This window comes from Paenibacillus sp. BK033 (assembly GCF_004345425.1).
In the GTDB taxonomy this organism is placed as follows: Bacteria; Bacillota; Bacilli; order Paenibacillales; family Paenibacillaceae; genus Pristimantibacillus.
In genome coordinates, this window is sequence record NZ_SLVP01000001.1 from 661,952 (window position 1) to 684,693 (window position 22,742).

The 22,742-nt window shown below is 53.1% G+C and carries 23 protein-coding genes and 1 pseudogene; all 24 read left to right on the plus strand.

All coding sequences use genetic code 11. From position 1 onward, the window contains the following. Positions 1–15 precede the first annotated feature (15 nt). The 24 genes and pseudogenes from larB (at position 16) to EV294_RS02980 (ending at position 22,504) form a co-directional block, all read left to right on the plus strand. Entirely contained in the window at positions 16–774 is a 759-nt protein-coding gene (gene larB / locus EV294_RS02865; RefSeq protein WP_132303591.1) for a nickel pincer cofactor biosynthesis protein LarB, read from the plus strand. Continuing rightward, positions 771–2,216, plus strand: a pseudogene (gene larC / locus EV294_RS30580) (nickel pincer cofactor biosynthesis protein LarC). The gene larB and the pseudogene larC overlap by 4 nt, the downstream one beginning before the upstream one ends. Positions 2,217–2,249: 33 nt before the next feature. Next, on the plus strand, positions 2,250–2,897 hold the full coding sequence (locus tag EV294_RS02880) for a HupE/UreJ family protein (RefSeq protein WP_132303597.1): 648 nt from the start codon (positions 2,250–2,252) through the stop codon (positions 2,895–2,897). 187 nt (positions 2,898–3,084) lie between these two features. After that, complete coding sequence (locus tag EV294_RS02885) at positions 3,085–3,429, plus strand: hypothetical protein (RefSeq protein ID WP_132303599.1); 345 nt, start codon at positions 3,085–3,087, stop codon at positions 3,427–3,429. 195 nt (positions 3,430–3,624) lie between these two features. Continuing rightward, complete coding sequence (locus tag EV294_RS02890) at positions 3,625–4,074, plus strand: hypothetical protein (protein WP_132303601.1); 450 nt, start codon at positions 3,625–3,627, stop codon at positions 4,072–4,074. Next, positions 4,067–4,330, plus strand: coding sequence for a YqzN/YkzM domain-containing protein (locus EV294_RS02895; RefSeq protein WP_132303603.1), 264 nt, complete (start codon positions 4,067–4,069; stop codon positions 4,328–4,330). Before EV294_RS02890 ends, EV294_RS02895 begins: the two co-directional genes overlap by 8 nt. A 1-nt stretch (position 4,331) precedes the next feature. Beyond that, entirely contained in the window at positions 4,332–5,687 is a 1,356-nt protein-coding gene (locus EV294_RS02900) for a phage tail sheath family protein (RefSeq protein ID WP_132303605.1), read from the plus strand. 3 nt (positions 5,688–5,690) lie between these two features. Further along, positions 5,691–6,140 (plus strand): phage tail tube protein, encoded by a 450-nt coding sequence (locus EV294_RS02905; RefSeq protein ID WP_127496018.1) that lies wholly within the window; start codon positions 5,691–5,693, stop codon positions 6,138–6,140. 29 nt (positions 6,141–6,169) lie between these two features. Beyond that, a complete protein-coding gene (locus tag EV294_RS02910) occupies positions 6,170–6,607 on the plus strand; it encodes a phage tail assembly chaperone (protein WP_132303607.1) in 438 nt (145 codons plus the stop codon). Between the two features lie 209 nt (positions 6,608–6,816). Beyond that, on the plus strand, positions 6,817–9,894 hold the full coding sequence (locus tag EV294_RS02915) for a phage tail family protein (RefSeq protein WP_132303609.1): 3,078 nt from the start codon (positions 6,817–6,819) through the stop codon (positions 9,892–9,894). After that, positions 9,884–10,534: a LysM peptidoglycan-binding domain-containing protein gene (locus EV294_RS02920; protein WP_132303611.1), complete on the plus strand. Its 651-nt coding sequence runs from the start codon at positions 9,884–9,886 to the stop codon at positions 10,532–10,534. The genes EV294_RS02915 and EV294_RS02920 overlap by 11 nt, the downstream gene beginning before the upstream one ends. Next, positions 10,531–11,493, plus strand: coding sequence for an XkdQ/YqbQ family protein (locus EV294_RS02925; protein WP_132303613.1), 963 nt, complete (start codon positions 10,531–10,533; stop codon positions 11,491–11,493). Before EV294_RS02920 ends, EV294_RS02925 begins: the two co-directional genes overlap by 4 nt. Positions 11,494–11,518: 25 nt before the next feature. Further along, positions 11,519–12,007 (plus strand): DUF2577 family protein, encoded by a 489-nt coding sequence (locus EV294_RS02930; RefSeq protein WP_132303615.1) that lies wholly within the window; start codon positions 11,519–11,521, stop codon positions 12,005–12,007. Between the two features lie 18 nt (positions 12,008–12,025). After that, positions 12,026–12,484, plus strand: a complete 459-nt coding sequence (locus tag EV294_RS02935) for a DUF2577 family protein (protein WP_132303617.1) — start codon at positions 12,026–12,028, stop codon at positions 12,482–12,484. A gap of 25 nt (positions 12,485–12,509) precedes the next feature. Further along, a complete protein-coding gene (locus EV294_RS02940; protein ID WP_132303619.1) occupies positions 12,510–12,911 on the plus strand; it encodes a DUF2634 domain-containing protein in 402 nt (133 codons plus the stop codon). 1 nt (position 12,912) lies between these two features. Next, on the plus strand, positions 12,913–13,923 hold the full coding sequence (locus tag EV294_RS02945; protein WP_132303621.1) for a baseplate J/gp47 family protein: 1,011 nt from the start codon (positions 12,913–12,915) through the stop codon (positions 13,921–13,923). Next, entirely contained in the window at positions 13,920–14,651 is a 732-nt protein-coding gene (locus EV294_RS02950) for a hypothetical protein (protein WP_132303623.1), read from the plus strand. The genes EV294_RS02945 and EV294_RS02950 overlap by 4 nt, the downstream gene beginning before the upstream one ends. A 64-nt stretch (positions 14,652–14,715) precedes the next feature. Beyond that, the gene (locus EV294_RS02955; RefSeq protein WP_132303625.1) at positions 14,716–15,231 is read left to right on the plus strand and encodes a hypothetical protein; all 516 of its coding nucleotides are present in this window, start codon (positions 14,716–14,718) and stop codon (positions 15,229–15,231) included. 11 nt (positions 15,232–15,242) lie between these two features. Beyond that, positions 15,243–17,303, plus strand: coding sequence for a DUF4815 domain-containing protein (locus EV294_RS02960; RefSeq protein ID WP_132303627.1), 2,061 nt, complete (start codon positions 15,243–15,245; stop codon positions 17,301–17,303). An 11-nt stretch (positions 17,304–17,314) separates the two neighbouring features. Next, complete coding sequence (locus EV294_RS02965) at positions 17,315–18,478, plus strand: hypothetical protein (protein WP_132303629.1); 1,164 nt, start codon at positions 17,315–17,317, stop codon at positions 18,476–18,478. Positions 18,479–18,497: 19 nt separating this feature from the next. After that, positions 18,498–18,671, plus strand: coding sequence for a hypothetical protein (locus tag EV294_RS30205; RefSeq protein WP_165930565.1), 174 nt, complete (start codon positions 18,498–18,500; stop codon positions 18,669–18,671). A 3-nt stretch (positions 18,672–18,674) separates the two neighbouring features. After that, positions 18,675–19,013, plus strand: coding sequence for a hypothetical protein (locus EV294_RS02970; RefSeq protein ID WP_132303644.1), 339 nt, complete (start codon positions 18,675–18,677; stop codon positions 19,011–19,013). Next, entirely contained in the window at positions 19,006–21,789 is a 2,784-nt protein-coding gene (locus EV294_RS02975) for a hypothetical protein (RefSeq protein WP_132303646.1), read from the plus strand. The genes EV294_RS02970 and EV294_RS02975 overlap by 8 nt, the downstream gene beginning before the upstream one ends. Before the next feature lie 34 nt (positions 21,790–21,823). After that, positions 21,824–22,504 carry a glucosaminidase domain-containing protein gene (locus tag EV294_RS02980; protein ID WP_243711547.1) on the plus strand — a complete coding sequence of 227 codons (681 nt, stop codon included), beginning with the start codon at positions 21,824–21,826 and terminating at the stop codon, positions 22,502–22,504. Positions 22,505–22,742 lie beyond the last annotated feature (238 nt).

Sequence of the window (22,742 nt, forward strand, 5' to 3'; positions counted from 1 at the left end):
TTAAGAGGTGAATACATGCTAGAAGAGGTGCTAAGACAGGTACAGAACGGCGGGCTTAGCGTAGAGGATGCAGCCAAGCAGCTGGCGACATTCGAGAATCTGGGCTTTGCGAAGGTGGACCATCACCGGAAAAAACGCCAGGGCTTCCCTGAAATCATCTATGGGGAAGGCAAGTCGGCGGAGCAAATCATCGGGATTGCGAAAGCTTTGCAGACGCAAAATCATGAGGTTCTTATTACTCGCGTGTCTCGGGAAAAGGCGGATCAGATTCGGATCGAATGCTCCGATTATCAATACGATCCCGTAGCGAAACTTCTGTTCTGGAAGCATGCGGATAATCAAGAGAGCAAGCTGAACGGGTTTGTTGCGGTTGTGGCGGCCGGCACTTCGGATCTGGGCGTTGCCGAAGAAGCGGCTGTAACGGCTGAAGTTCTGGGAAGCCGCGTACGCCGCTTCTACGATGTTGGGGTTGCGGGCATTCACCGCCTGCTGCATCATGCGGAAGAGATTCAGCAAGCCGCCGTTTCCGTCGTGGTAGCCGGAATGGAAGGGGCGCTGCCAAGCGTTGTGGGCGGCCTTGTCGCCCATCCGGTTATTGCGGTGCCGACCAGCGTGGGCTACGGCGCTAGCTTCAACGGACTGTCGGCACTTCTCACCATGCTGAATTCATGCGCCTCCGGCATCAGCGTAGTCAACATCGACAACGGATTTGGCGGCGGATACAACGCCGCGCTTATCCATCAGCTTATAAACAAAGGAGCCGCTGGCCTATGAAAACCTTGTATATCGATTGCTTCTCCGGCATTAGCGGAGATATGTTTATCGGCGCTCTCCTGGATGCGGGAGGCGACGCCGCTCATCTGCAGGCAGAGCTGAAAAAGCTTCAGATCAGCGACGAATACGACCTCATCTGGAAGCATGTGATGAAGAACGGCATCAAGGCTTTGAAGTTTGATGTCGAGCTGAAGCATGAGGGCCATGCGCACAGCCATGGTCATGAGCATCATCATGGGCACAGCCACGAGCACGATCATGATCATCATGACCACGATCACGGGCATCATCATGATCATGACCACCAACATGACCACGAGCACCAGCATGACCATCACCATCATTCGCATAGTCATGATCACAACCATGGCTACAGCCATTCGCACGATCACGAGCATCATCACGGCCGCAGCCATTCGCATGATCATGGCCATCACCACCATGATCATCGGGCGTATAAAGACATTGTCCAGCTGATCGAAAAGTCCGACTTGACGGACGCGGTTAAGCAGACCGCGCTTCAAATCTTCAAGAAGATTGGCGAGGCCGAAGGGAAGATTCATGGCTTGCCGCTGGAACGGGTTCATTTTCACGAGGTAGGCGCCGTAGATTCCATCGTGGATATTGTCGGTGCGGCGATTCTGCTACACCAGCTGCAGATTACAACGGTGAAATGCGCGCCCGTACCGGTAGGAGTCGGCAAAATCCGGATCGATCACGGCATTTATCCGGTGCCGGCGCCGGCAACGCTCGAAATGCTTAAGGGCATTCCGCTCGAGCAGTCGACGATCCGCGCGGAACTTACTACGCCAACCGGCGCCGCTATCGCAGCGGTGCTTGCCGAGAGCTTTGGCCCCATGCCATCGTTCAAGGTGGAGGCGATCGGATACGGAGCTGGGACAAAGACGTTCCCGGAACATCCGAATGTGCTGCGCGTTGTCATTGGCGATTAGCTGCAGGGATAGGAGTCGGGAGTCATGTTAAATCAGCCGGCATATGAGCATGAAGACAGCGGAATGGTCAAGCTCGAAGTGAACCTGGACGATATTTCGGGCGAGTGGCTCGGGTACGTGATGGACTTGCTGTTTGAGGCGGGCGCCAATGATGTATTCTATACCCCGATCTATATGAAGAAGAACAGACCGGGAACGATGCTTCAGCTTTTATGCGCGCAGGACAAAGTAGAGGCGATGAAAGCGATCTTGTTCCGCGAGACAACCACGCTTGGCATCCGCTATTATCCGCTGACCGTTCACCGGCTGGAGCGGGTGTTTGAAACCGTCCATACGGAATGGGGGCCAGTCACGGTCAAGAAAGGCTTGTATAACGGAGAAGTAGTCCAATGGGCACCGGAATACGAGGATTGCAAAAAAATCGCAAGCACGCTTGGCATCCCTCTTAAACAGGTTTATGATAGAGTTCGGATGGAACAAAATGGTTAAATAGAAAAAGAGAGACGGTTGGGAGGCTGTATTGTGGTGGGGAGTTTAATAACGGTTTTGCTGCTTGGTCTGGTGCTTGGCATCAAGCATTCCATTGAACCCGACCATATTATCGCGGTGTCAACGATGGTAAGCAATCAAAAAAAGCTGTGGCGGTCTACGTTAACGGGGATTTTCTGGGGCATCGGCCATACCAGCACCTTGTTTATCGTAGGAATGGTGCTTGTCCTGCTAAAGGGAGAGCTTCCGGAAGTGTGGGCGATGTCGCTGGAGTTTCTGGTAGGGATTATGCTCGTTTACTTGGGATATAAAAACGTCGTATCGGTAAAGCGCGCTTACCAGCATTCCCATCAGCACGACAAGTCCTCCCTCATCAAAGTAACGGTCATCGGATTTATTCATGGCTTGGCCGGCAGCGCCGCTATGGTTATTCTGACCCTGTCGACGGTAGAATCGGTATGGGAATGCGCGATGTACATTCTGGTATTCGGCATCGGAACGATTACGGGCATGCTGATTTTCACAACGATTTTGGGCATTCCGTTTGTATATAGCAAGACAAGCGTCAAATGGAACCGCGGTTTGATGCAGGCCGCGGGCACGGTGAGCTTTTTGTTCGGCCTTTATTATATGTACAACCTTGGGATTACGGAAGGACTATTTAAATTGTGGGTGAAATAGCAGCTTCCTGAAGACAACGGGAATAGATCGCATGGTAAACCATGGTGACTATTCCCGTTTTTTATAGTTCAAAGGAACTGTTCACAAAACAGAAAATTTTGGTAAAATAGGTATTACCTTTAAATGGAGGGTGATGTTCAGCTAGGTAATCTAGGTTATTTTGATTCTGATGGAGGAATGTAATAGCATGCTGCTTGAGGCCCATGTAGAGGTGACGGACTCCGATCGCCGGATGGTGAAGCAGCTGCTGAAAGCTTACCCGTCAATGAAAGCGGTAGTCGATATTTCCGAGTGGGATCATAGGGTTGACCAAATTGCTGAATATGCCGGAAAATGCAAAGCGATCGAACGGGCGCTGGAGGCGCTGCCTTATGAGGGGAAGGAAATTTTGACCCGATGTTTTTTTGAGCAGAAGAAGGATAAATACATATACGAATTTGTGCTGAAGATACCAAAGAGCACTTACGATGTTTACAAGTCGAGAGCCATACATACGATATCTTCCATCTTAAAAGCAGCCAATATGATCTGACAGACGATACGAAAACAGAAGCTTCCTGCGGGAGGCTTTTTTTGTTGTCCGGAGAGGCGTTTCGCTTAGCTTTAGTCAAAAACTAGGCATTTCTTAAGCCATTTTCATACAGAACTCATACAGGGCATGTACCGAAAATAAGCTCTGCTCAGCTTACACTGAAACAGATTACGTTCATGAAGGGGCTGGTCGATTTTGTTTGCCGACATCGTGTCGATTGCGTCCTTTTGCGGGGAGCTGATCAGCGCCGAACTGTATATAGGCGATGTGCCGGAGGAGAAGACGCTGCCGGCCTTGGCGTTCCCGCCGCCGCGGATTGCAGACAGCCCGGGCAACCTGGTGTCGTTCCGCAAGACGTATACGCTAGTGATCAAGGTGTTCGAGGAGACCGACAGCAAAGCATTTATGACAGCCGACAGCATAGCGGACGCGATCCGCGCGCCGAGGTACCGGATTCCTTGCCTCGCCGAGGATGGTGCAAGGACCGGCGAGTTCATTCGAATTGACAAGCTCGATCTTCAGATGGGCGGCACCGGAGAAGCTCAATTAACGCTGGAGTGGTCCAGACAGATCGGCTTTGAAAGGGAAACGTACGAGAAAGTAAATACCGTAACGGTTACGGAAAGGATGAAAAGCGATGCCTAGACCTAGAAAAAGCGAGGTCCAGCCGCCACCGGCGCAAGTACCCGGGGATGCGCTCGAAAGCGCGCCGGCTGCCGCGGGATTAGAAACGGCGGAGACGCGTTATACGGCGGAAAGCCTGCGCCGAAACGCGCGGGAGCTATTCCGGGTAAATCCGGAAGTGGTTGACGGTGCTTTATACGGAGCAAGCGCTCATGAGCTGACCATTGCGGAAGCGCAAGCGCTGATCAACGCCTATATGCAAAGGGAGGTTCGTTAAGATGGCGGGAGGAACATGGATTCAAGGCGTGGAGAAGGTAAGACCGGGATTGTATATGAACTTCAAGATCGCCGCGCTCGAGCGGATCAAATCCGGCGAGCGAGGCACGGTAACGATGCCGCTTGAGCTGGGCTGGGGGCAGTCGAAAACGTTCCTGAAGATTGAGACCGACAGCGATGTGCTTGAGCTGCTTGGCTACGACATCAACGATCCGAAGATGATCAAGGTGCGCGAAGCGAAGAAGCGGGCGAAGACGCTGCTTCTCTACAGGCTGAATGCCGGCGAACGTGCGAAGGTGACATTTGGCGCGGATACTAACGCCGTAACGGCAACGGCCATACATACCGGATCAAGAGGCAATGATATTGCCATAGCTGCAGAGGATGACCCGTCCGGAGCGGCAAAGAAGCTGGTTAAAACGCTGGTGAGCGGCCGTGTTGTTGACCAGCAGCTCGTCGGCAGCGCGTCCGAGCTGAAGGCTAACGCTTGGGTAACGTTCTCCGGTACGGGCGGCGTTGATAAGACAGCGGGCTCCCCGCTTGCGGGAGGTACAAACAGCTCGGTAACGGGCGGAGATCATACGGAGTATCTGGAAGCGACGGAGACGCAGCATTTTGACGTTATCGCCTATCCATTCTCGGATGATAATCTCAAAATCTCGTTTATATCGTTTATCAAGCGGATGCGCGAGGAAGAAGGCAAGAAAATTCAAGGCGTTATCGCGTCGCCCGTAAAAGACGGAGCATTCTCCAATATTTCGGACTATGAAGGAATCGTCAGCGTTGGCAACGGCGTGGTATTGCTGGACGGCACCACGCTGAGCGCGCTGGATGCCGTTGCCTGGGTAGCCGGAGCTACCGCCGGAGCTTCGATCATTCAGTCCAATACGTACAGCGCTTATGAAGGAGCGGTTGACGCGAATCCGCGTCTGAAGAACAGCCAGGTGATCGAGGCGCTGAAGAAAGGCCAATTCGTCTTTGTTCACGACGGCGTGAAGGTGAAGGTCGAGCAGGATATCAACTCTCTCGTATCCTATTCGCAGACCCGCAACGGCCGCTTCTCGAAAAATCGCGTAGTCCGCGTGCTGGACGCGATTGCGAATGATTTTGCACGGGTCGCCAACGACAGCTATATCGGCAAAATCGATAATAACGGAGACGGCCATGCCCTGCTCAAGGCTGCCGCCAATCAATATTTGCGTGATCTGCAGGATGCCGGGGCAATCCAGAACGTTGATTTTATTAAAGATTTCGAGATCGACACGGTCCGATCGGTCGGGGACGAAGTGTATGTCAATCTGGGCATTCAGCCGGTAGACAGTATGGAGAAATTTTTCTTTACGGTGGAGGTGCGATAATCGATGGCAAAATTCCGTGCGGACAATACGATCAACGGCCGGGAAGCAAGACTGTTTATTGACAGCGAGGAAATCGGCTACGCCAAGTCGTTTGAAGCGACGATCGAGAAGAACAAGGTGGACGTGGCCGTTCTCGGCAACCGCTGGCTTGGCAAGAAGACAACATCCTTAAGCGGTACCGGTACGTTGACGCTTTATAAAGTAACGACCAAGTTCTCCAAAATGCTGCTGGAATACGCAACCTCGGGCAAAGATGTGTATTTCACGCTGCAGGGCGTGCTTGACGATCCGGGCTCCGGCCGCGGTACAGAACGCATAACGCTGCTGAACTGCAATATTGATTCGGTAAAGATCGGACAGTTCAACGTAGAAGCCGAAGTGCTGGAAGAGGAAATTCCGTTTACCTTCGAAGGTGCCGAAATACCGGAGGCTCTTAAGGACGGCTTTGAATAATACTCTCTAACTCGGAAGGGGAATGGACCATGACAACGGCAACAAAATCGATGAATGTGTTCATGAAGGGCAAGGCGAAGCAGGCAGCTATCGAGGAGATCCTCGTATCGCGGCGTTTCGAGGATGAAGAAGGCAACCCGATTCCATTCAAGCTGAAAGCTGTGGACACTAAGCGGATCGAAGAGCTGCAGGACGAATGCACGGTACCGCAATTCAAAAAAGGCAAGAAAGTCGGCGAAGAAGTGGACTGGAAACGGTTCGCCTGCCGTCTGGCCGTTGAAACAACCGTTTATCCGGATTTCCGCGATCAGGAGCTGCTGGGCAGCTACGGTCTGGTGGACCCATGCGATCTGGTCAAAGAGATTCTGAACGTAGGCGGCGAATACGCCGAGCTTATTCAAGCGGTTCAGCGCGTGAACGGCTTTGATACGGACTTTGAAGAGCTGGTGGAAGAAGCAAAAAACTAATCCGCAGTGGTGATTATCATGCCCTGATCTCCCACCGGGTCTGGCAGAAGCATCATCTTCCCCCGCAGGAGCTTTGGCAAATGGATGATTACCACCGCGCTTTTATTTATGCCTCCGAGTTTACGGAGATCGAAGCGGAACGAAAGGCAGCGCGCGCGCAGGGCCGCAAGTGAGCCCATGCAAGCGGGAGAGGAAGGAGGCGGTTAGGAATGGCAGCCGCAGCCGCACTGACAGGCGCAGGATTTAAACTGGCTCTCAAAAAAGGCGCAAAGAAAAAAGGAGCCTCCGTTTTTTTGAACAGCTTTAAAACCTTTAAGAAGCAAGGCCTTGGCAAGCAGGCGGTGCAGGCTATCTTCGGCAAGAAGACAGCCGCAAAGCCTCCTGCCGGGGCCGAAGAGAAGAAGCCAACGTTCGCCGATCATCTGAAGAGCATGCAGGAGGTGTTCGGCGGAGTTGGCGAGCAGTTGAAAAGCTTCGGTACCGCTACCGTTGGCGCAGCGGCAGATCTTGAAACCGACAGGATTGGCTTCGACTTTGTGGTCAGCAAGCTAAAGCCGCCTGGCGGCAAAGGCGGGAAAGGGAAGGGGCCGGCAAGCGCCGCCGCCCTTCAGAAGTCATTTGCCGATTATTGGACGGCGCTGCGGGATAATGCCCAGACAACCGCGTTCTCGGCCGATGATGTGCTCAAAGGCGGTACCCAGGCTATTAAGCTGACTAAAGGCGATACGGGCAAGGCGATGCAGCTGGTCAAGCTGGCGGAGAATATGGCTGGCTTTAACCCCGGCAAGACCGTCGCCGAAGCCATGGAAGCGATTGAAGCCGCGAACGGCAAGGATTACAAGAAGCTGGAGGAATTCGGCTTCGAATTTAAGAAAGGCAGCTGGAACAAGTTCCTGACGGATGCGGGCAAATGGTTCGATGGCGGCTCCAAAAAGCTGAACGAATCGGCGAACGGCATGTGGGAGATCGTCACGGAGGGCCTAAAGGGCTCCCTGCAAAATGCGGGAGTTGCCGCGCTGGATCAGGTGAAGCCCATCATGCAGCGGCTCGTAACCTGGCTGACGAACGGCGGCTTCAAGAAGCTGGAGAACATAGCGGCCAAGACCGTAGACGTTCTGGTGAAAAGCTTCTTATGGCTTGCCGATGTGCTGGGTCCGGTATTTGGCTGGCTGGAAAAGGCACTCGATTGGGTTAGCGCCAACTTCGACTCGTTAAGGCCTGTTCTGAACGGACTTGTAGCAGCCTTTGCCGCCTTTACGGTCATCTCTACCGTTGCTTCTATCATCTCGGGGATAGGCGTCTTTATTGGCCTCTTGTCCAATCCGATCTTCTGGGTGGTTGCCGCCATCGGTCTGCTCACGGCAGCCTGGACGGGTAACTGGGGCGGCATTCAAGATAAGACCAAGGCGGCTATCGCCTGGATTGTGTCTGCTTATAACGGCTTTGTTCAATCGATGAAGCAATTTATCGCGGATACCAAGCAGCTGTTCTCCGATCTTGGCGCCTGGATGAATCAGCTATGGTCGAATGCCGTAACCGGCGTACAGCAATTTGTGAACCAACTGGTTACGGGAACGATTGCACGCTGGAACCAGCTCGTCAGCACGGTTACCCAGCTTGGCGCGCAGCTGCAAGCTTGGCTGACCCAGACCTGGAGCAAGATCGTATCGGTGACGACGCAGCTGCTCACGCAGGCCTGGCAGGCGGTCAGCGCGGCCTTCCAATCCGTATGGGCAACCGTTTCCGGCGTCATGATGCGAATCTTCCAATTCTATTCGCTTGTCTGGAACGGCATGGTGAAGATCGTCTCCGGAGCGGGATCCTTTATCTTCAACACCGTCCGTTCCGCCTTCCAATCGGTGAGCGGCATCATTACCGCCGCTTTCGACACCATTGTTGGGATCGGGCAGGCGGCGATGGATATGCTGCGAGGCATATTCAAGGGCGTATGGCAGGGAGCCGCCGGCGATCATCAAGGGGCTGTACAGACGATCCGGAACGCGGTCATGGGAGCAATCGGCAAGATAGGCAGCCTGCTTACCGGCTTTGCCGCCAAGTCGATTCATTACGCGAAGGCCTTCGTATACGGGTATGTGTCTGGGCTAGGTCAGCTCTATCAGACGGTAAAGGGCGCAATCATGCCGGTATGGCAAATCGTCACGCAGGTTTGGGGCGCCATCTCAAGCTTTGTCGTGTCGGCTGTCCAGACCGCATGGTCAGCCATTCAAAGGGCATGGGATTCTATATCCGCTTTTGTTGGGAATGCCTTCAATACGGCTATTGATGCGATTAGGCGAGGCTTTTGGAGCGCGGTCGGCTTTGTGAAGACGGCTGTGCAAACGATCAGGCAATGGCTAAGCAACGCAATTGACGCGGCAATTGCCTTTGCGATTCAAAGCTTTCATTCTTTTGTCGGCTTTATGAAAGCGGCGGGGCCGGCAATCGTCGAATTTATCAAAAGAACCTTTGAAGCGGTTATCGATGCTTCCGTCAAAGCTTTTTTTACCGTGGTGGAGACATTGGAGTCGGCCATGCGGTCGCTGTGGTCGGTCATTACGAACACGATGACGGCGATAAAAGCCTTTTTCATCGAAACCTGGGGCATTGTCTCCGCGGCTGTCGTCAACGCCTTTACAACGATGTACAACTGGGCGGCTAGCACGCTAGCTGCGCTATGGGGGGTTATTTCGCCCGTACTGACGGGCATCGGCGAATTTACCGCTCTGATGTGGGGAATCGTAGTTGGCGCCTTTGCTTGGGGAGTGCGGATCGTCTATGACCTGATGACCGGCTTCGTTCAGCAGGCGATGTCTTTCGGAACGCAGTTTATGGAAAGTCTCATTCAAGGCTTTCAATCGATGTGGGGGACGCTTGTCCAGACGGTGCAGCAAATATGGGATTCGGTCAAGTCGATCTTCGGCAGCGCCACGGCAACGGTGAATATGGCGGTTACGCCTATTAACGGCAGCCACCTGAACGGTTTGAACCGGGTGCCTTTCAACGGTTACATTGCCGAGCTCCACCAAGGCGAGATGGTGCTCACCTCGGAGCAGGCGAATCAGTACCGCGGCGGTCAGCTTTCGGCGGAGCAGCAAAGCGCGATGCTTCAGCCTTACGGCCCTTCCGGCGGAGGCTCGGTGAACAATTCGAAGTCGATCGAGATTGCAAACCTGGTTGGCGAGATTCACGTTCATGACGAGGCGGACGAGGACCGTTTTATCGAGAAGCTGAAACGGATGCTGGAAGAGGATTTATTAACGGAAGGAGAAGGCGTGTATGCCGGTTGAGTTCTGGTTCACCTATAACAACGGAGCGGAATCGCTGTGGCTGCCCGTCAATCCTTCCGAACTGAAGGTGACGGCGGGCTCCGCGAATGAAACGGTAACCGTTCAGGGACTTGGCCAGGTGACGGTCATTCAGGATCCGGTGCTGAAGACGTACGAATTCTCCTCCCATTTTCCCCAGCATTACGGTCCGTATTGCGCCTACAAGGATATTCCTCCTCCCAAGAAATGCGTCGACCAGCTTGAAACCTGGAAGTTCAGCGGCTTTCCCGTCCAGTTCGTCATTATTAATCCCGAAGGGCAGAAGCTGACGGTGGCGGTAACGATCGAGTCGTTGTCTTACCGCGAGATTGCCGGCGATATCGGCAGCATCTACTATGAGCTGTCTCTTCGGGAGTTCAAGTATACAAAGCCCCGTACGATCGAGACGAAGGAAGAGAACGGGCAGAAGGTTGCGGAAATCAGCAGCAAGGGGCAGCGACCGAACCAGACCGTGAAGCCTACCTCTTATACCGTCAAAAAAGGCGATACGTTATGGGCCATCGACCGGATGGTCGGGGTGCCTTACGAGAAAATTGCCGCGGCCAATGGCATTAAACCGCCCTATACTATTTATCCGAACCAAGTGCTGGTGATTCCATGATCCGGGTCATGCTTGTCGACAACGGCAAAACAACGGATGTCACTACGCTTGTGGAAACGGTTGAATGGTCGGGCAGCTCCCAGAAGGCGGTGCGAAAGCTGGCGGTCAGCCTGCTTTTTGCCAAGGAGGGCGAGGTCAGTCCTGCCATGATCCCTAACGGTTCCGGCATTATGCTGCATGACGGGGAAGAGGAGCTGTTTCGCGGGATTGTCTTTAACGCCGAATACAAGCCCGGGAAGCTAAGCTTAACCGCGTACGATCAGTTAATCTATCTCTCGAACAACAAGGACTCTTACGTGTTCAAGAGCATGAAGGCTTCGGCGATTCTAAGCAAGCTGTGCACGGACTTTTCCATTCCGGCAGGAACCGTCGAGGATACCGGCTATGTTATCCCTTACCTGGTATGCGATGAAGAGACCTTGTTCGATATGGCGAAAAAAGCGCTTGCGATCACTTACCGGCAGAAAGGCATCCGCTACTCGCTGTATTCGAAGGAAGGGAAAGTACAGCTCGTGCCGTACAGGAAAAACAGCCGGAACTGGGTCATCGAGACCGGCATTAACCTTATCGATTATTCGTACGGCGAATCGATTGAAGAGACCGTTACGAAGGTGAAGCTGCAGGGCGGCGAGGAGAAGCAGACGATTATTGCCACGGCGGAGAACAAATCGCTGCAGAAGCAGTTTGGCGTCCTTCAGCATTACGAGAAGGTAAAGGAAAAGCAGAATCGCGCGCAGCTGCAGGAAGCGGCGGATCTCTTGCTCGCCGAGAAAGGGAAAGTCAAGAAATCCCTTAAGCTTGACGAGGTTATCGGAATATCAGAGGTTATTGCGGGCACCGCTATCGTGGTGAAGGTTCCGGAGCTCGGCATAGAACGGACCTATGCCGTAGAGGAAGACAATCATCAGTTTAACGGCCGTTATCACAAGATGTCCCTGACCTTAACCGAGATGACCTGAATGGATGGAAAGCAGGTGAACCGAAGTGTCACTAGGCGAGCTGATCAGGCAGCACAGCATGAAGAGCGCCCGGTCGCTGAAGATGCTGGAGCTGATGGAGGCTGAGGTCACGAAGGCTCCGCCGGAGCTGGAGATAAAGCTGAAGGGCAGCGATAAGCTGATCATCCCGAAGGAGCTGATCGTTGTCGCCGAGCATCTATGCGAGGTGAAGCAGAAGGTCAACCTGAACGCGGGCAGGCAGACGGATGTCGGAAAGCAGTCTTTTGAGGTGACCATTGCAGAGGTGCCGCACACGGTGCCGCCTCCTACTCCAGATACTTCTCCCCATGGCCATCCGAAGACGATGCTTGAGGTGGCATTGAAGAACAGAAGCTTCGATATGAAGGAAGGCGAGCTTCAATACATCAATGACGATAAGAAGGATGATCTATTGAAAGAGGGCGACAAAGTCATGGTGATGACCTTTGAGGGCGGTCAGAAGTTTTTCGTCATCGACCGGATTGTCCAATATTAAACGAAGGCAGGTGCATCCATGTCGCTTGGGGACTTGATTAAACAGCATAGCGTCAAAAGCATCCAGGCGATGAAGCTGCCGGAGCTGATGGAAGCCGAGGTTGTCTCGGATCCTCCCGATTTGAAGATCAAGCTGAAGGGCAGCGACAAGCTGATTATTCCGAAGGAGCTGATCGTGGTTGCCGAGAGGCTGTGCCAGATCAAACGAAAAGTGAATCTGACTAACAGCGGGGGAACGACGATTGGCACTCAGAAATTCGATGGTGATACGGGAGTATCGTCCACCTTCACGCATACCCATCCTTACTCCGTTGAAGTCGGCCTCAAAGATAGAGATTTCAGCCTAAAGGAAGGCGAAATCCATTACATCAACGACGACAAGAAGGATGACGTGCTTAAAGAAGGCGACAAAGTGATGGTCATTGCGTTTGAGGGCGGACAAAAGTTTTTTGTTTTCGACCGGATCGTAACCTATTAACTGCTTACAGGAAGGCGGAGAGCAAATGGGGCTTACCCCCGATATCGGGTTTCCGGATGTTATCGTGAAGAAGAAGCCGGTCTTGCGCACCTACAGTCTTGATCTGGAGACGGGTGAAATCGGCCGGCAAATCGATGGCTTGGATGCCATCAAGCAGTTTGTACATAAAGCGATTCAAACGATCCGCTTTGCCTATCCCATCTACTCGCAGGACTACGGGTGCGAGGTGCAGCTGATGCTGGGCAAGGCTTATACGCAAGGTTTTATTCAGGTAGAGATGAGCCGGATGATAACGGAAGCCCTTGTTTACGATGAACGAATAAACCGTGTCTATGATTTCGAGATCTTGTGGGAAAACGACGAGGTGAAAGCTGCCTTTAAGGTGGATTCCACGTCGGGTTTGATCCGGTACGAGGGAGTGTTGTAGCTTGGACGGTACAAATACGCTTAGCTTCGAATCGAAGCTGCAGCAGCTGCTGGACCGGGTGGATAACGGGCTGGACAAAAGCGAAGGCTCGATTATCTACGATGCCCTTGCGCCAATCGCCATGCAGCTATGGATTGAGGAAAGCAAGTTTCGCAGCATACTGGAGCAGGCTTTCGCCGTTACGGCAGAGGGGCGTTTTCTCGATTTAATCGCAAAAGACTACGGTCTTGAACGGACGCCGGCTGCGGCAGCCTGGGTCGAATTGACGTTTACCGGTATCCCGGATGCGGTTATTCCGGAGGGGACAACGGTTGGTATCGAGAACTCGGATATCTCTTATGCCACAACCGCGGAGGCGGTGATCGGAAGCCAAGGGAAAACAACGGTGACGGCAAGGTGTAAACAGCCCGGTGTTATCGGCAATGTAAAAGCGGATACGATCCGTCTCTTATTTGATCCGGTCAAGGATATTTGGACGGTTAACCATATAGCTCCCGCTGCTGGCGGCTTGAATCAGGAATCCGATGAATCCCTTCGCGGCCGCATTTTGTACCAGAAACGAAATCCCGAGCATGGCGGAACCGAATCGGATTACAAACGCTGGGCGTTGTCCGTAACCGGCGTCACTTACGCGGAGGCGATCAATTGCGGCCGCGGCCTCGGAACGGTGGATGTTGTTGTTGGCGCCGACGGCGATCTGGAGCATGTGTGCCTCGAGGTGCGGAAGCTGATTGAGTTGAAGAAGCCGCTTGGGGTGGATGTCATCGTGAAGCCGGTTATTCCGGAGCCGATGACCGTAAAGGTCAAGGTCATTGGATTAAATGAGGCAGCAGCGAAAAATGCCGTTTACGCATACCTCAGGAAGGTCGATATCGGCGGAACGATCTACTTGTCCAAGATTGTCGCGGCTCTTATTGCGGCCGGGGCGGAGGATGCTTCCATTCTTGAACCCAAAGCGAATTTGGAGCTGCCGATTGACCGGAGCCTTCAGGCGGAGGTGATTATCGTATGACCTCGCCGCTAATTCAATATTTGCCTGACTATTATCACGAGAGCAGGCAGATGAATGCGATTATGGATGCAGCGGGGCCGGATATTCCTGATGTGGAAGGGAGGCTGCTGCATTCGCTGTTTTTGTCCGAATCACCGGACGAGTGGCTTTATTTGTGGAAGCAGGAGCTGCAGGAGGAGGACCGGGAAGCGCTTCTTGCCAAGCTGCGCTCTTCCGGTACCTTGAACCGGGAAACGATTGATGCGCTTGGCTTGTCTGCGCTCGAGACATTCCGGCTAAGTCCGGATGACGGCTACACCTTATCGGGCGACGACGCGATGTTCCCGGACGGCGAGTTTTTTGGTCCGCTAATTACCGCGATTTACGTGAATCCGGACCAGGTCGAGATCGTCCGCAAGCTGATTCAGATCAGCGGCTTTGCGGGTTTCAAGTATTGGCTTGCCGTTATGCTGAAGCAGACGGTGAAGCTGGACAATTCGAAGGCGGGGACCATGCGCAGCCTGTATCCGGGACCGGACCGGGAAACAAAGCTGAATTATGATGAGGTCAGCGGGAATAAGGTCAGCACGGGTTCCGTAGCGGCCATATATACAGGAATCAGTAAAGCGGAAGCAAAGCGGGGTGCTTGGTGGTCGCCGGGCGTGTTTTTCACCGATGAGCTGTACTTCACGGAGAAGGAGCTGCGGATCCAGCAGTCCGCAGTTACCATTGCTCCGGCGAATCCATAGGAAAGGCATACGAAGTAAGAATTATCGCACGTGAGCGCGAGATTCTTTTTAGGAGGAGTATGAGATGGGAGTCAGTTACACGGCTTCGGTCGCCGGGATGCGGGCGTTTCAGGCGCTGCATCTCGTCCGCACCGACAATATTTGGATCGGAATCGGCAAGCAGTCAACTTGGAATGAGACCGACACGGTACCCGAGGTATCAGGCTCCTCGCAGCTTAATGAGCCGATCGGCTACAAGAAGGCTGAGAAGGTCCGCTTTGTTATCCCGGATCCCGAAGGGGATATTATCCAGTTCGAGCAGCGTTGGAAAATGATCACGGAGGAGGAAGCCATGTCCGGCCTCGTTCGCTGGGTTTATGTTGCGGCCTGGATTACCGGTACGGAGCTGCCGGCTGTCAGCTACCGGCAAAGTGCCATTGTAACGGATTTGGTTCTGGCCGAGAGCACGTTGCCCGGCAAGCTTGCCGTTACCGCGGAGGAGGTAAGCAGCCACGGTTATGCCCTCGTCGTCAACAACCGCTCGCCGATTCACCGGACAGAGGACCAGCGGGAGTTTCTTGAATTTATCGTAGAGTTCTAGGAGGAACGTTCATGAGCATATACAATCGTTTCGCCCCGGACAAACGCTGGGTCGCTCTGCAGGCGCAAAGCGGCAGGCGTTTGCAGTCGGCTGAATTAAACGAGATGCAATCGCTCTCCTTATACCGGGATAAGCGGATGGGCGACGTTATATTCGGCTCGGGCCATATGATCGAAGGCGGACAAATTTACGTCCAGGATGATAAGAAGAAAGTCATTATTTTTCCCGCAACCGTCTATTTCGACGGCGTGATTCACGATATCGGCGAGAGAATCATTCCGATTACGGGTCATGGCGAGGAAATTATCGGCCTTAAGATTACCTATACAACCGTCACTTACGAAATGCAAAAAGAGCTGCTCGATCCGGCTGTAGGTTACGCGAACTTTGGCTCGCCGGGGATGGATCGGCTGGTTGCGACGCCCGAGTGGGTGTTAAACGACGCGGCGGCTATTCCGATGTACCGGCTGGCTGACGGGGAAGTCGTTACCGCCAAGGTTCCGCCGGAGCTGGAAGGCTTTACGCCGGTACTTGCCAGAAGAACCTACGATGCAAGCGGAAGCTTCCTGGTCTCGGGGATGGACGGCTTTATCGAACCGGCAGAAGGCGATTACGTAACGCTTGTCATTGAAGCGGGCAAGGCTTATGTGCTGGGCTACGAGATTAATAGATTGGTTCCGACCCGGATCAAGCTGAAGAAATCGCTCGATTCGCGCAGGGTATCGGACGAAGTGAAAACCTTCGCTGCCGGCACGACCCGTTACTCGCTGAACAGCAAGCCGGTAAAGGCCATTCAGGAAATTACCGCCAGGGTGAGACTATCGGATATCAGCATGACGAGAGGCGGTTCCTCCGCACAGGATGCGCTTCCCGCAGAGGCCGTCGTTGATATTGTGAGCATCGTGCAAGGGACAAAGACCTACGTGAAGGGCAAGGATTATCAGCTTACCGAGAATAGCGTCGACTGGTCTATCGGCACGACACGGCCAAATATCGGGGAGACGTACCGCGTAACCTTCGAGTATATGAAGCAAATGGCGCAGGGCACGGACTACAAGCTGGAGGCAGGTAAAAATGAGGTCACCTGGCTGAACGGCGATCTTCCGGTTGCCGGCTCGATCTTTAACGTAACGTACGATTACTATTTATCCCGCAAAGACGCTTTCTATTTGACCGCTGACGGGCAGATCCGGATTGTAACCGGGCAATCCGATATTCACCCGCCTTCGCCGCCCGTGCCGCCGGATGTTCTGGAGCTTGGCGAGCTGCAATATCCGCCGGCAGGCTCCGACGTTGTTGTCGTGAACAACAAGCCGAAACGGCTGACGATGCTTGAGCTTCGCTCCCTGCTGGACCGCCTGGAGCGGGCGGAATATAACCAGGCGATGCTGGAGCTGGACCGGACGGCGCAGATTTCGGATCCGGCTACTTTTAAGAAAGGCTTCTTTACCGATAACTTCACGAACTTTGAGCGCGCCGATCTCGAGCGAGGCTTTGATGCCATGATTGACCCTTCGAATCAAACGCTGCAGCTGCCGGTAAACCAGCTTTTCTTAGAAATGGAAGTCGAAAGTCTGGATTCGGTGCATCAGCATGAACGGCTCCTGACCCTCGACTATGCGGAGCAGCTCATCATTGATCAGAGCTATGGAACGGAGGCGCTTAACGTCAATCCGTATCAGGTGTTTGGCTCCCAGGCCACGATCCGGCTGACGCCTTCCCAGGATTCCTGGGTGGAGACATCCTACATCTATCAGACGGTATGGGGCTGGTGGGATGCTTGGTGGACCGGCAACCGGACGGAGACCCGCGTCATTCTGGACGAGAATATTCCGTTTATCCGTCAGCGGGTTGTAACGGTGTACGGCGAAGGCTTTGAACCAAACAGCAATAACCTGCAGGCCACCTTTGACGGCGTGGACGTAATGCTGGTTCCGGCGAATAGCTATGAAGCGGGAACAAAGCCCGGCACGATAAAGGCCAATGGCGCAGGCAAATTTGTCGCTACCTTTGCCATTCCGCCGAACATCCGGACAGGTACGAGGGAAGTTCGTATTTTTAACTACGTGTAGGAGGGGTAAAAGTGGCCCAGATTCAAAATGAATCAAGAACCTCTTATGTTGGCGTCGGCCGTAAGCAGATTATCGAGCAGACCTTCTGGCAGGTGCCGTGGTGGAATCAGATTGATCCGCTTGCCCAGACCTTTTTGCTGCCGGAGGAGCGGTTCGTTACAAGCATCGAGCTCTTTTTCGAAACCAGGGATGCGGATGCATCGGGAGGCAGCGCTTATAAGGCAAAGCCGGTTACGGTACAGCTTCGCAACGTGGTGAACGGTTATCCGGGAACAACCGTCCTGGCCTCCAAAGTACTGGAAGCCGGCTCGGTAAAAGTATCGCTGAAGGGCGACGTGCCGACCAAGTTCGCGTTCAGCGATCCGGTACTGCTTCAAGCCAATGTGGAATACGCCGTTGTGGTACTGACGGGCTCGAGCCAATATCGGGTGTTTGTTGCAAAAATGTCCGGCAAGGATCTCGCGAGCGGCAATATCGTCTCGCGTCAGCCGTACACCGTTGGATTGCTCTTCTCGAGCTCCAACGCGACGGCTTGGACCCCTCATCAGGATATGGATTTGAAGTTCCGCCTGTATGCTGCGGAGTTCAAGAAGCCGTCCGGAATCCTGAAATTCGGAAAGCTGCCGCTGCCGATCTCCGTCTCTCAACTACTGCTCTCGACAAGCCAGGTCGTTCCGCAAGGCAGCAATCTGCAATGGCAATGGTCGTCGGACGGAGCCAATTGGTATGCGCTTAACGACGCGGGAGTAACCGCCCTCGGTACGATGACCAAGGACGTTTACGTTCGCGCACTGTTGTCGGGCAACGCGAAGAGCTCGCCGGTCATCCAGACCGGTGCGATTGGTGCCGGGGCTTTGTCCTATAAAGCAAACGGCACCTATGTCAGCAAGGAATGGTTTACGAACGAAACGTTTACGAAGATTACCGTCTACGTCGATTTCCATACGCCTTCAGGAACTACGCAAACCGTAGAGTACAGCGTGGACGGAGCGGCTACTTGGGTAGCTTTTCCAACGCCTAGGGTAAGCCAGCAGTCAGGCGTCTATACGCAGTTCAAATATGAAGGAACGGTCGCAGCCTCGCAGAAGGTCCGGATCCGCATTAAACAATCGAATTCGGTAAACAGCCAAGCGGAGACGCCGCGGGCTAAGCGGCTGATGGTAACTTTATCTTAGGAGAAGCGGGGGAGTAGCGATGAGCAAGACGAACCGAATTAATCTGGATCCGGCTGCCCCGGACAGCTTATATGCCGGTGCGCAGAAGGTGAATCAGGCGCTGGATGAGACGGAAGAGCAGCTCGAGCGGCTGAAGAAGGAAATGAACGTGAAAATAAGCAACGCGCTTTGCCTGCATTGGATGGGGGAATAGCATATGGCGTATGAAGTCTATTCCGCGGTGGATTTATACGCGGGACAGCCGGGCGTAACGTTGACGGAGCTTGTGACGCTGCAGCAAAAGACGATTCTGAAGAGCATCGTCATCCATAACACGACGAGCATAGGCGCCAAGCTGAAGCTGTACATTATCCGGCCGGGAAAAACGGCAAGCGCCGAAACCCAGCGGATTGGGACCAGCATCAGCGGCGAGGATACCGTCAAGTTTTCTTTTGAGACGGTGCTGCCGAAAGGAACAAAGATAGCGGCGTCTCAAGCTGTTGCCGGCGCCTTGTCGCTCGATATCTCCGGAGTCGAGGTGATTCCGGGTGTATAGCTCCTTAAAAGGGTTGACCGGCGGCGGCGGAACGTCTTCGATCAGACGCTCCTTCCCGGTTGCGCCGGGAGAGTCGGTCGAGAAGGATGACGTCGTCTCGATCTTTGACAACATGCTTTACAGGAATGCCGAAATGCCTGTTGACGCGCTGCCCCGGTTTAGTCCGGATGTGCTTTATTTGGACAGCGAGGAATACGGTAAGGCCTTTTATTTCATGGGAGGCAACAGCTATCTGTATATCGGGGCATCGCAGAAAGTCATTTCGATATACCGGGTGGAAACGGGAGCAGGCGGAATGTCCGTATCGGCTGTAAAGAAGCTTCCGATTTATGGGGTAGAGGGTATAAATGAGTTTCAATTCAAGCCGCTTTCGGAAGAGATGGGCATCCTTTGTTACCTGGAATCCAATACATCGTTATGGACGTTGCTGACGATCCGATGGAACGATAGCGGTTTGCAGCTTGGTGAACCAGCCCGCTTGGAGCTGTATTCCGGTTCGCTCCCGGCGATCGAAAGCTTAAGCGACAGCAAGTTTTTGCTGGTATGGCATTGCACGAAAGCAGCCCCTTGGAGGCTAAAGGCATCCGTATGCAATATCGGTCCCAATGATAAGATCTCCCTTGAAGGGGATGCGAAGGAGATTGACGCCGCTGCGAACCTGTATTCGGGATTTGCCTTCAGCAGGTTATCGGCGGGTATGTTCGCAGCAAGCTATTGGGTGAAGGAATCCGACACGAAGGGCTCGCTTGTTACGAGAGTGGTGACCTGGAACGGGGAAAGGCTTGCCGTGGGCGCCGATAAGTCCGTTATCGTTACGGCGGGGAGCTGGCAGAACGAGCTTAAGCATTGGGTGCTTTCACCGGTCCATTTCATTTTGAGTATCAAATTGGATACCGCTTTGACCTTTCATCCGATTACTTTGCGCGAAGCCGCGAATATTCCGGTTAACGGAGGTTCTACGGCAAGCAATGTAACCGATGCCTACTATGATGCCGTCAAAATATCCGAGAAGCGGTTCGTGACCGCGGTATCCAATAAGGCAGCCGGAACGCTTGTCTTGACTCTCATTGACACGACCGACGGGAATAATAAACAGATAACGTCCAAGACACTCCTGACTACGGTCAAAAGCAGTTATAACAAGCTGACGCTGACGGCTATCGGTCAATCCTTGTTTGTGCTTGCGTTTAGTCATGAACCCGAGCCTGGCTACGCCTATACCCAGGCTATCCTTTTCAAGATGGCGCCTGATCAGAACCTGATCGATGATCTGAACGTAAAAGAACAGCTGATCAATATTTGGGACAGAGGCGCCGAGGCTTACGGCTTTCTTTTTTGCCCCCATGCTGCAACAGGTTTTATAGCGGCGGGCCAAGGCAGATTGAAGCTGTTCCGCTGCGGGTGGTCGCCTGCCCGTTTCATCAGCTCCGGAGTCGGCGAATTTCATTCGGCAACCGGTGACCATAACAGCTTGATTACAAGAAGCATGGCTTCTTTAGCTTTGTCCAACGGTTATGTCGTAGTCGCATACCGGGAACGGGATACGTGGCATGGAAAGCTGTCCATTTTTCAGCCGGTTGAAGACGGTTATAAGCCTGTTCAGTCTCATACGTTCTCTTACAGTCATGTCGATAATCTATCCATCGTGGAGCTGGCTCCCGGCGTTATTGCGCTGTTATACAAACAGAGAATTACCCCTGCCTACGACTCGAAGCAGCTTAATACGGGCAGCTCGTTCGAGGAGTTCAAGCTGTTAACGGGCAGCATAACGGACACGGGGCTTGGCGGAAAGACAACAACAAGCTTAAATCTATCGGAATTTTATATGAAAAGTCAGATTTTAAAGCTTGGAAACGGTTATTTGCTCCATGTAGGCGTGAACTCTAGCTTTTCCGTTACAGCCCGGGTAATCCGCTTTCTGATTAACGAGTCCGGCGTGACTTTTAAGCCTCTTGACCAGGTGGAGTACCTGGATTATCAGAGAATGAATGCTTCTGCCATTCGGATTGGTACCAGCCTTGCCGCCATCCACACCGATTCAAAAATGATTGTGGTAGAGGTGGACGGTAACGGCTTGTTATGCAAGCTGGCCGACAAGTATTTCGAGCTGGTAGACCGAACAACAAGAGGACTCATTGCCGACGGCAGAAGCGGATTTGTCCAGGTGACGACCCACAATGTGAATGGGGAGCTATTGGAGCTTACGCCTTACCGTTTCTCCAATAACAAGCTGTTTCAATATGCAGACACCAGATCGGTGAACCGGAAAACGCTGGACGTTAAAGTTGGAGTGGAGTCCGGCGGCAAAGCCGTTGTATTCTACCAGGCCAGATGGGATAGCGGGAGAAGCCCAAGTTTATCGGATCCGCATCAAACCATGTTCTTAAGCCTGCTGAATATAGATTCGGATGCGGAAGATCAGCACTACCCGTTTCCGTGTTCGGAGGGGACGCTGCCCGTGTTTCTTCCGCTTGGAGATTACCGGTATTTCTGCATGGGCGCTGATCCGAACGGCAATCAGATCTATATGACCGCTTACAGCGACGACGAAAAATTATCCTACGGAAAGCCATTTCTAACGCCGCAGGGGATAGCCTGCTCTAATGGCGCTTCCGGAGAGGTTGTGGAAGTAGCAATCCGGGGGATTGCCGAGGTAGACGTTCCGCTTCGGGCTGGATCTGCTTATTACAATGGGCGCGACGGCAAGCTGTCGCTTTATCCGGCTGGCGGCAAGGTTGGGCTTGCCGTTTCGGGAAATGAGCTTTTCATCGAGTAGTCACTCAAAAAAGCGATGGGGGTGCATTCAGCATATGACGCAGCAGCTTACGAAACAGGCGTTTTTCGCCTTTCTGTCATCTACCGTTGTGAAGGTGCGGAAGGAAGGTTCGCCGCTTCTGCCAAGCGTACGTCTGGCGCAGAACTGGCTGGAGACCGGCGGGAAAATTCATGAATGGAACAATCTTGGCGGCTACAAGGTTGGCAGCGGGAGTCCGAATGCCTTCTGGAAAGGGCGTACGGTATGCACTTCCACCTGGGAGGTCTATAACGGGACCAGGGTTGCTCAGAAGGCAGATTGGCGGGCGTATGATTCCATTTACGACTTTTATAAAGACCAGGATCTGTTGTTTGCCAAGAGCCGTTACGACCGCGTTCGGTCAGCCAAAACCCCGGAGCAGCAGACGATGGCATTGTATGCCTGCGGATACGCTACCGACCCCGATTATGCGGCAAAGCTGATGTCGATCATTAGAACAAATGATTTGACGGCATTTGATGTCATTGAAATGGAATTGGACGACGTGCAGGAGGAGAGAGGGGAAGAGGAGATGGAGCCCATTACCGTTTATGTAAACGGCAAGAAAATCGACGACGGCTTGTATGACGATTCCAAAGGCATCACTTATGTCCCCGTCCGTACGTTGGCCGAAGCGCTTGGCGCGAAGGTACAGTGGAACGGGCAGGAAAAACGGGTTGACCTCACAAAAAAATAGGAAAAAAGAAGGCGTTACTCTCTGGGGTCAGGGAGTAACGCCTTCTTTCTATTTCGAATAAATTTCTCCCTCACAAAACCTTATAACGTTATAATATCCCTCCATAATGGAATTTTCCACCTTACCTGAATCCGGATCCTATTCCATGATAGATTTACTGGAAATGAACAACTTTAATGTAACTAAATACATGGTGGTGATGAATGGGAGACTGCTTACGTTATGCAGACAAATGCTT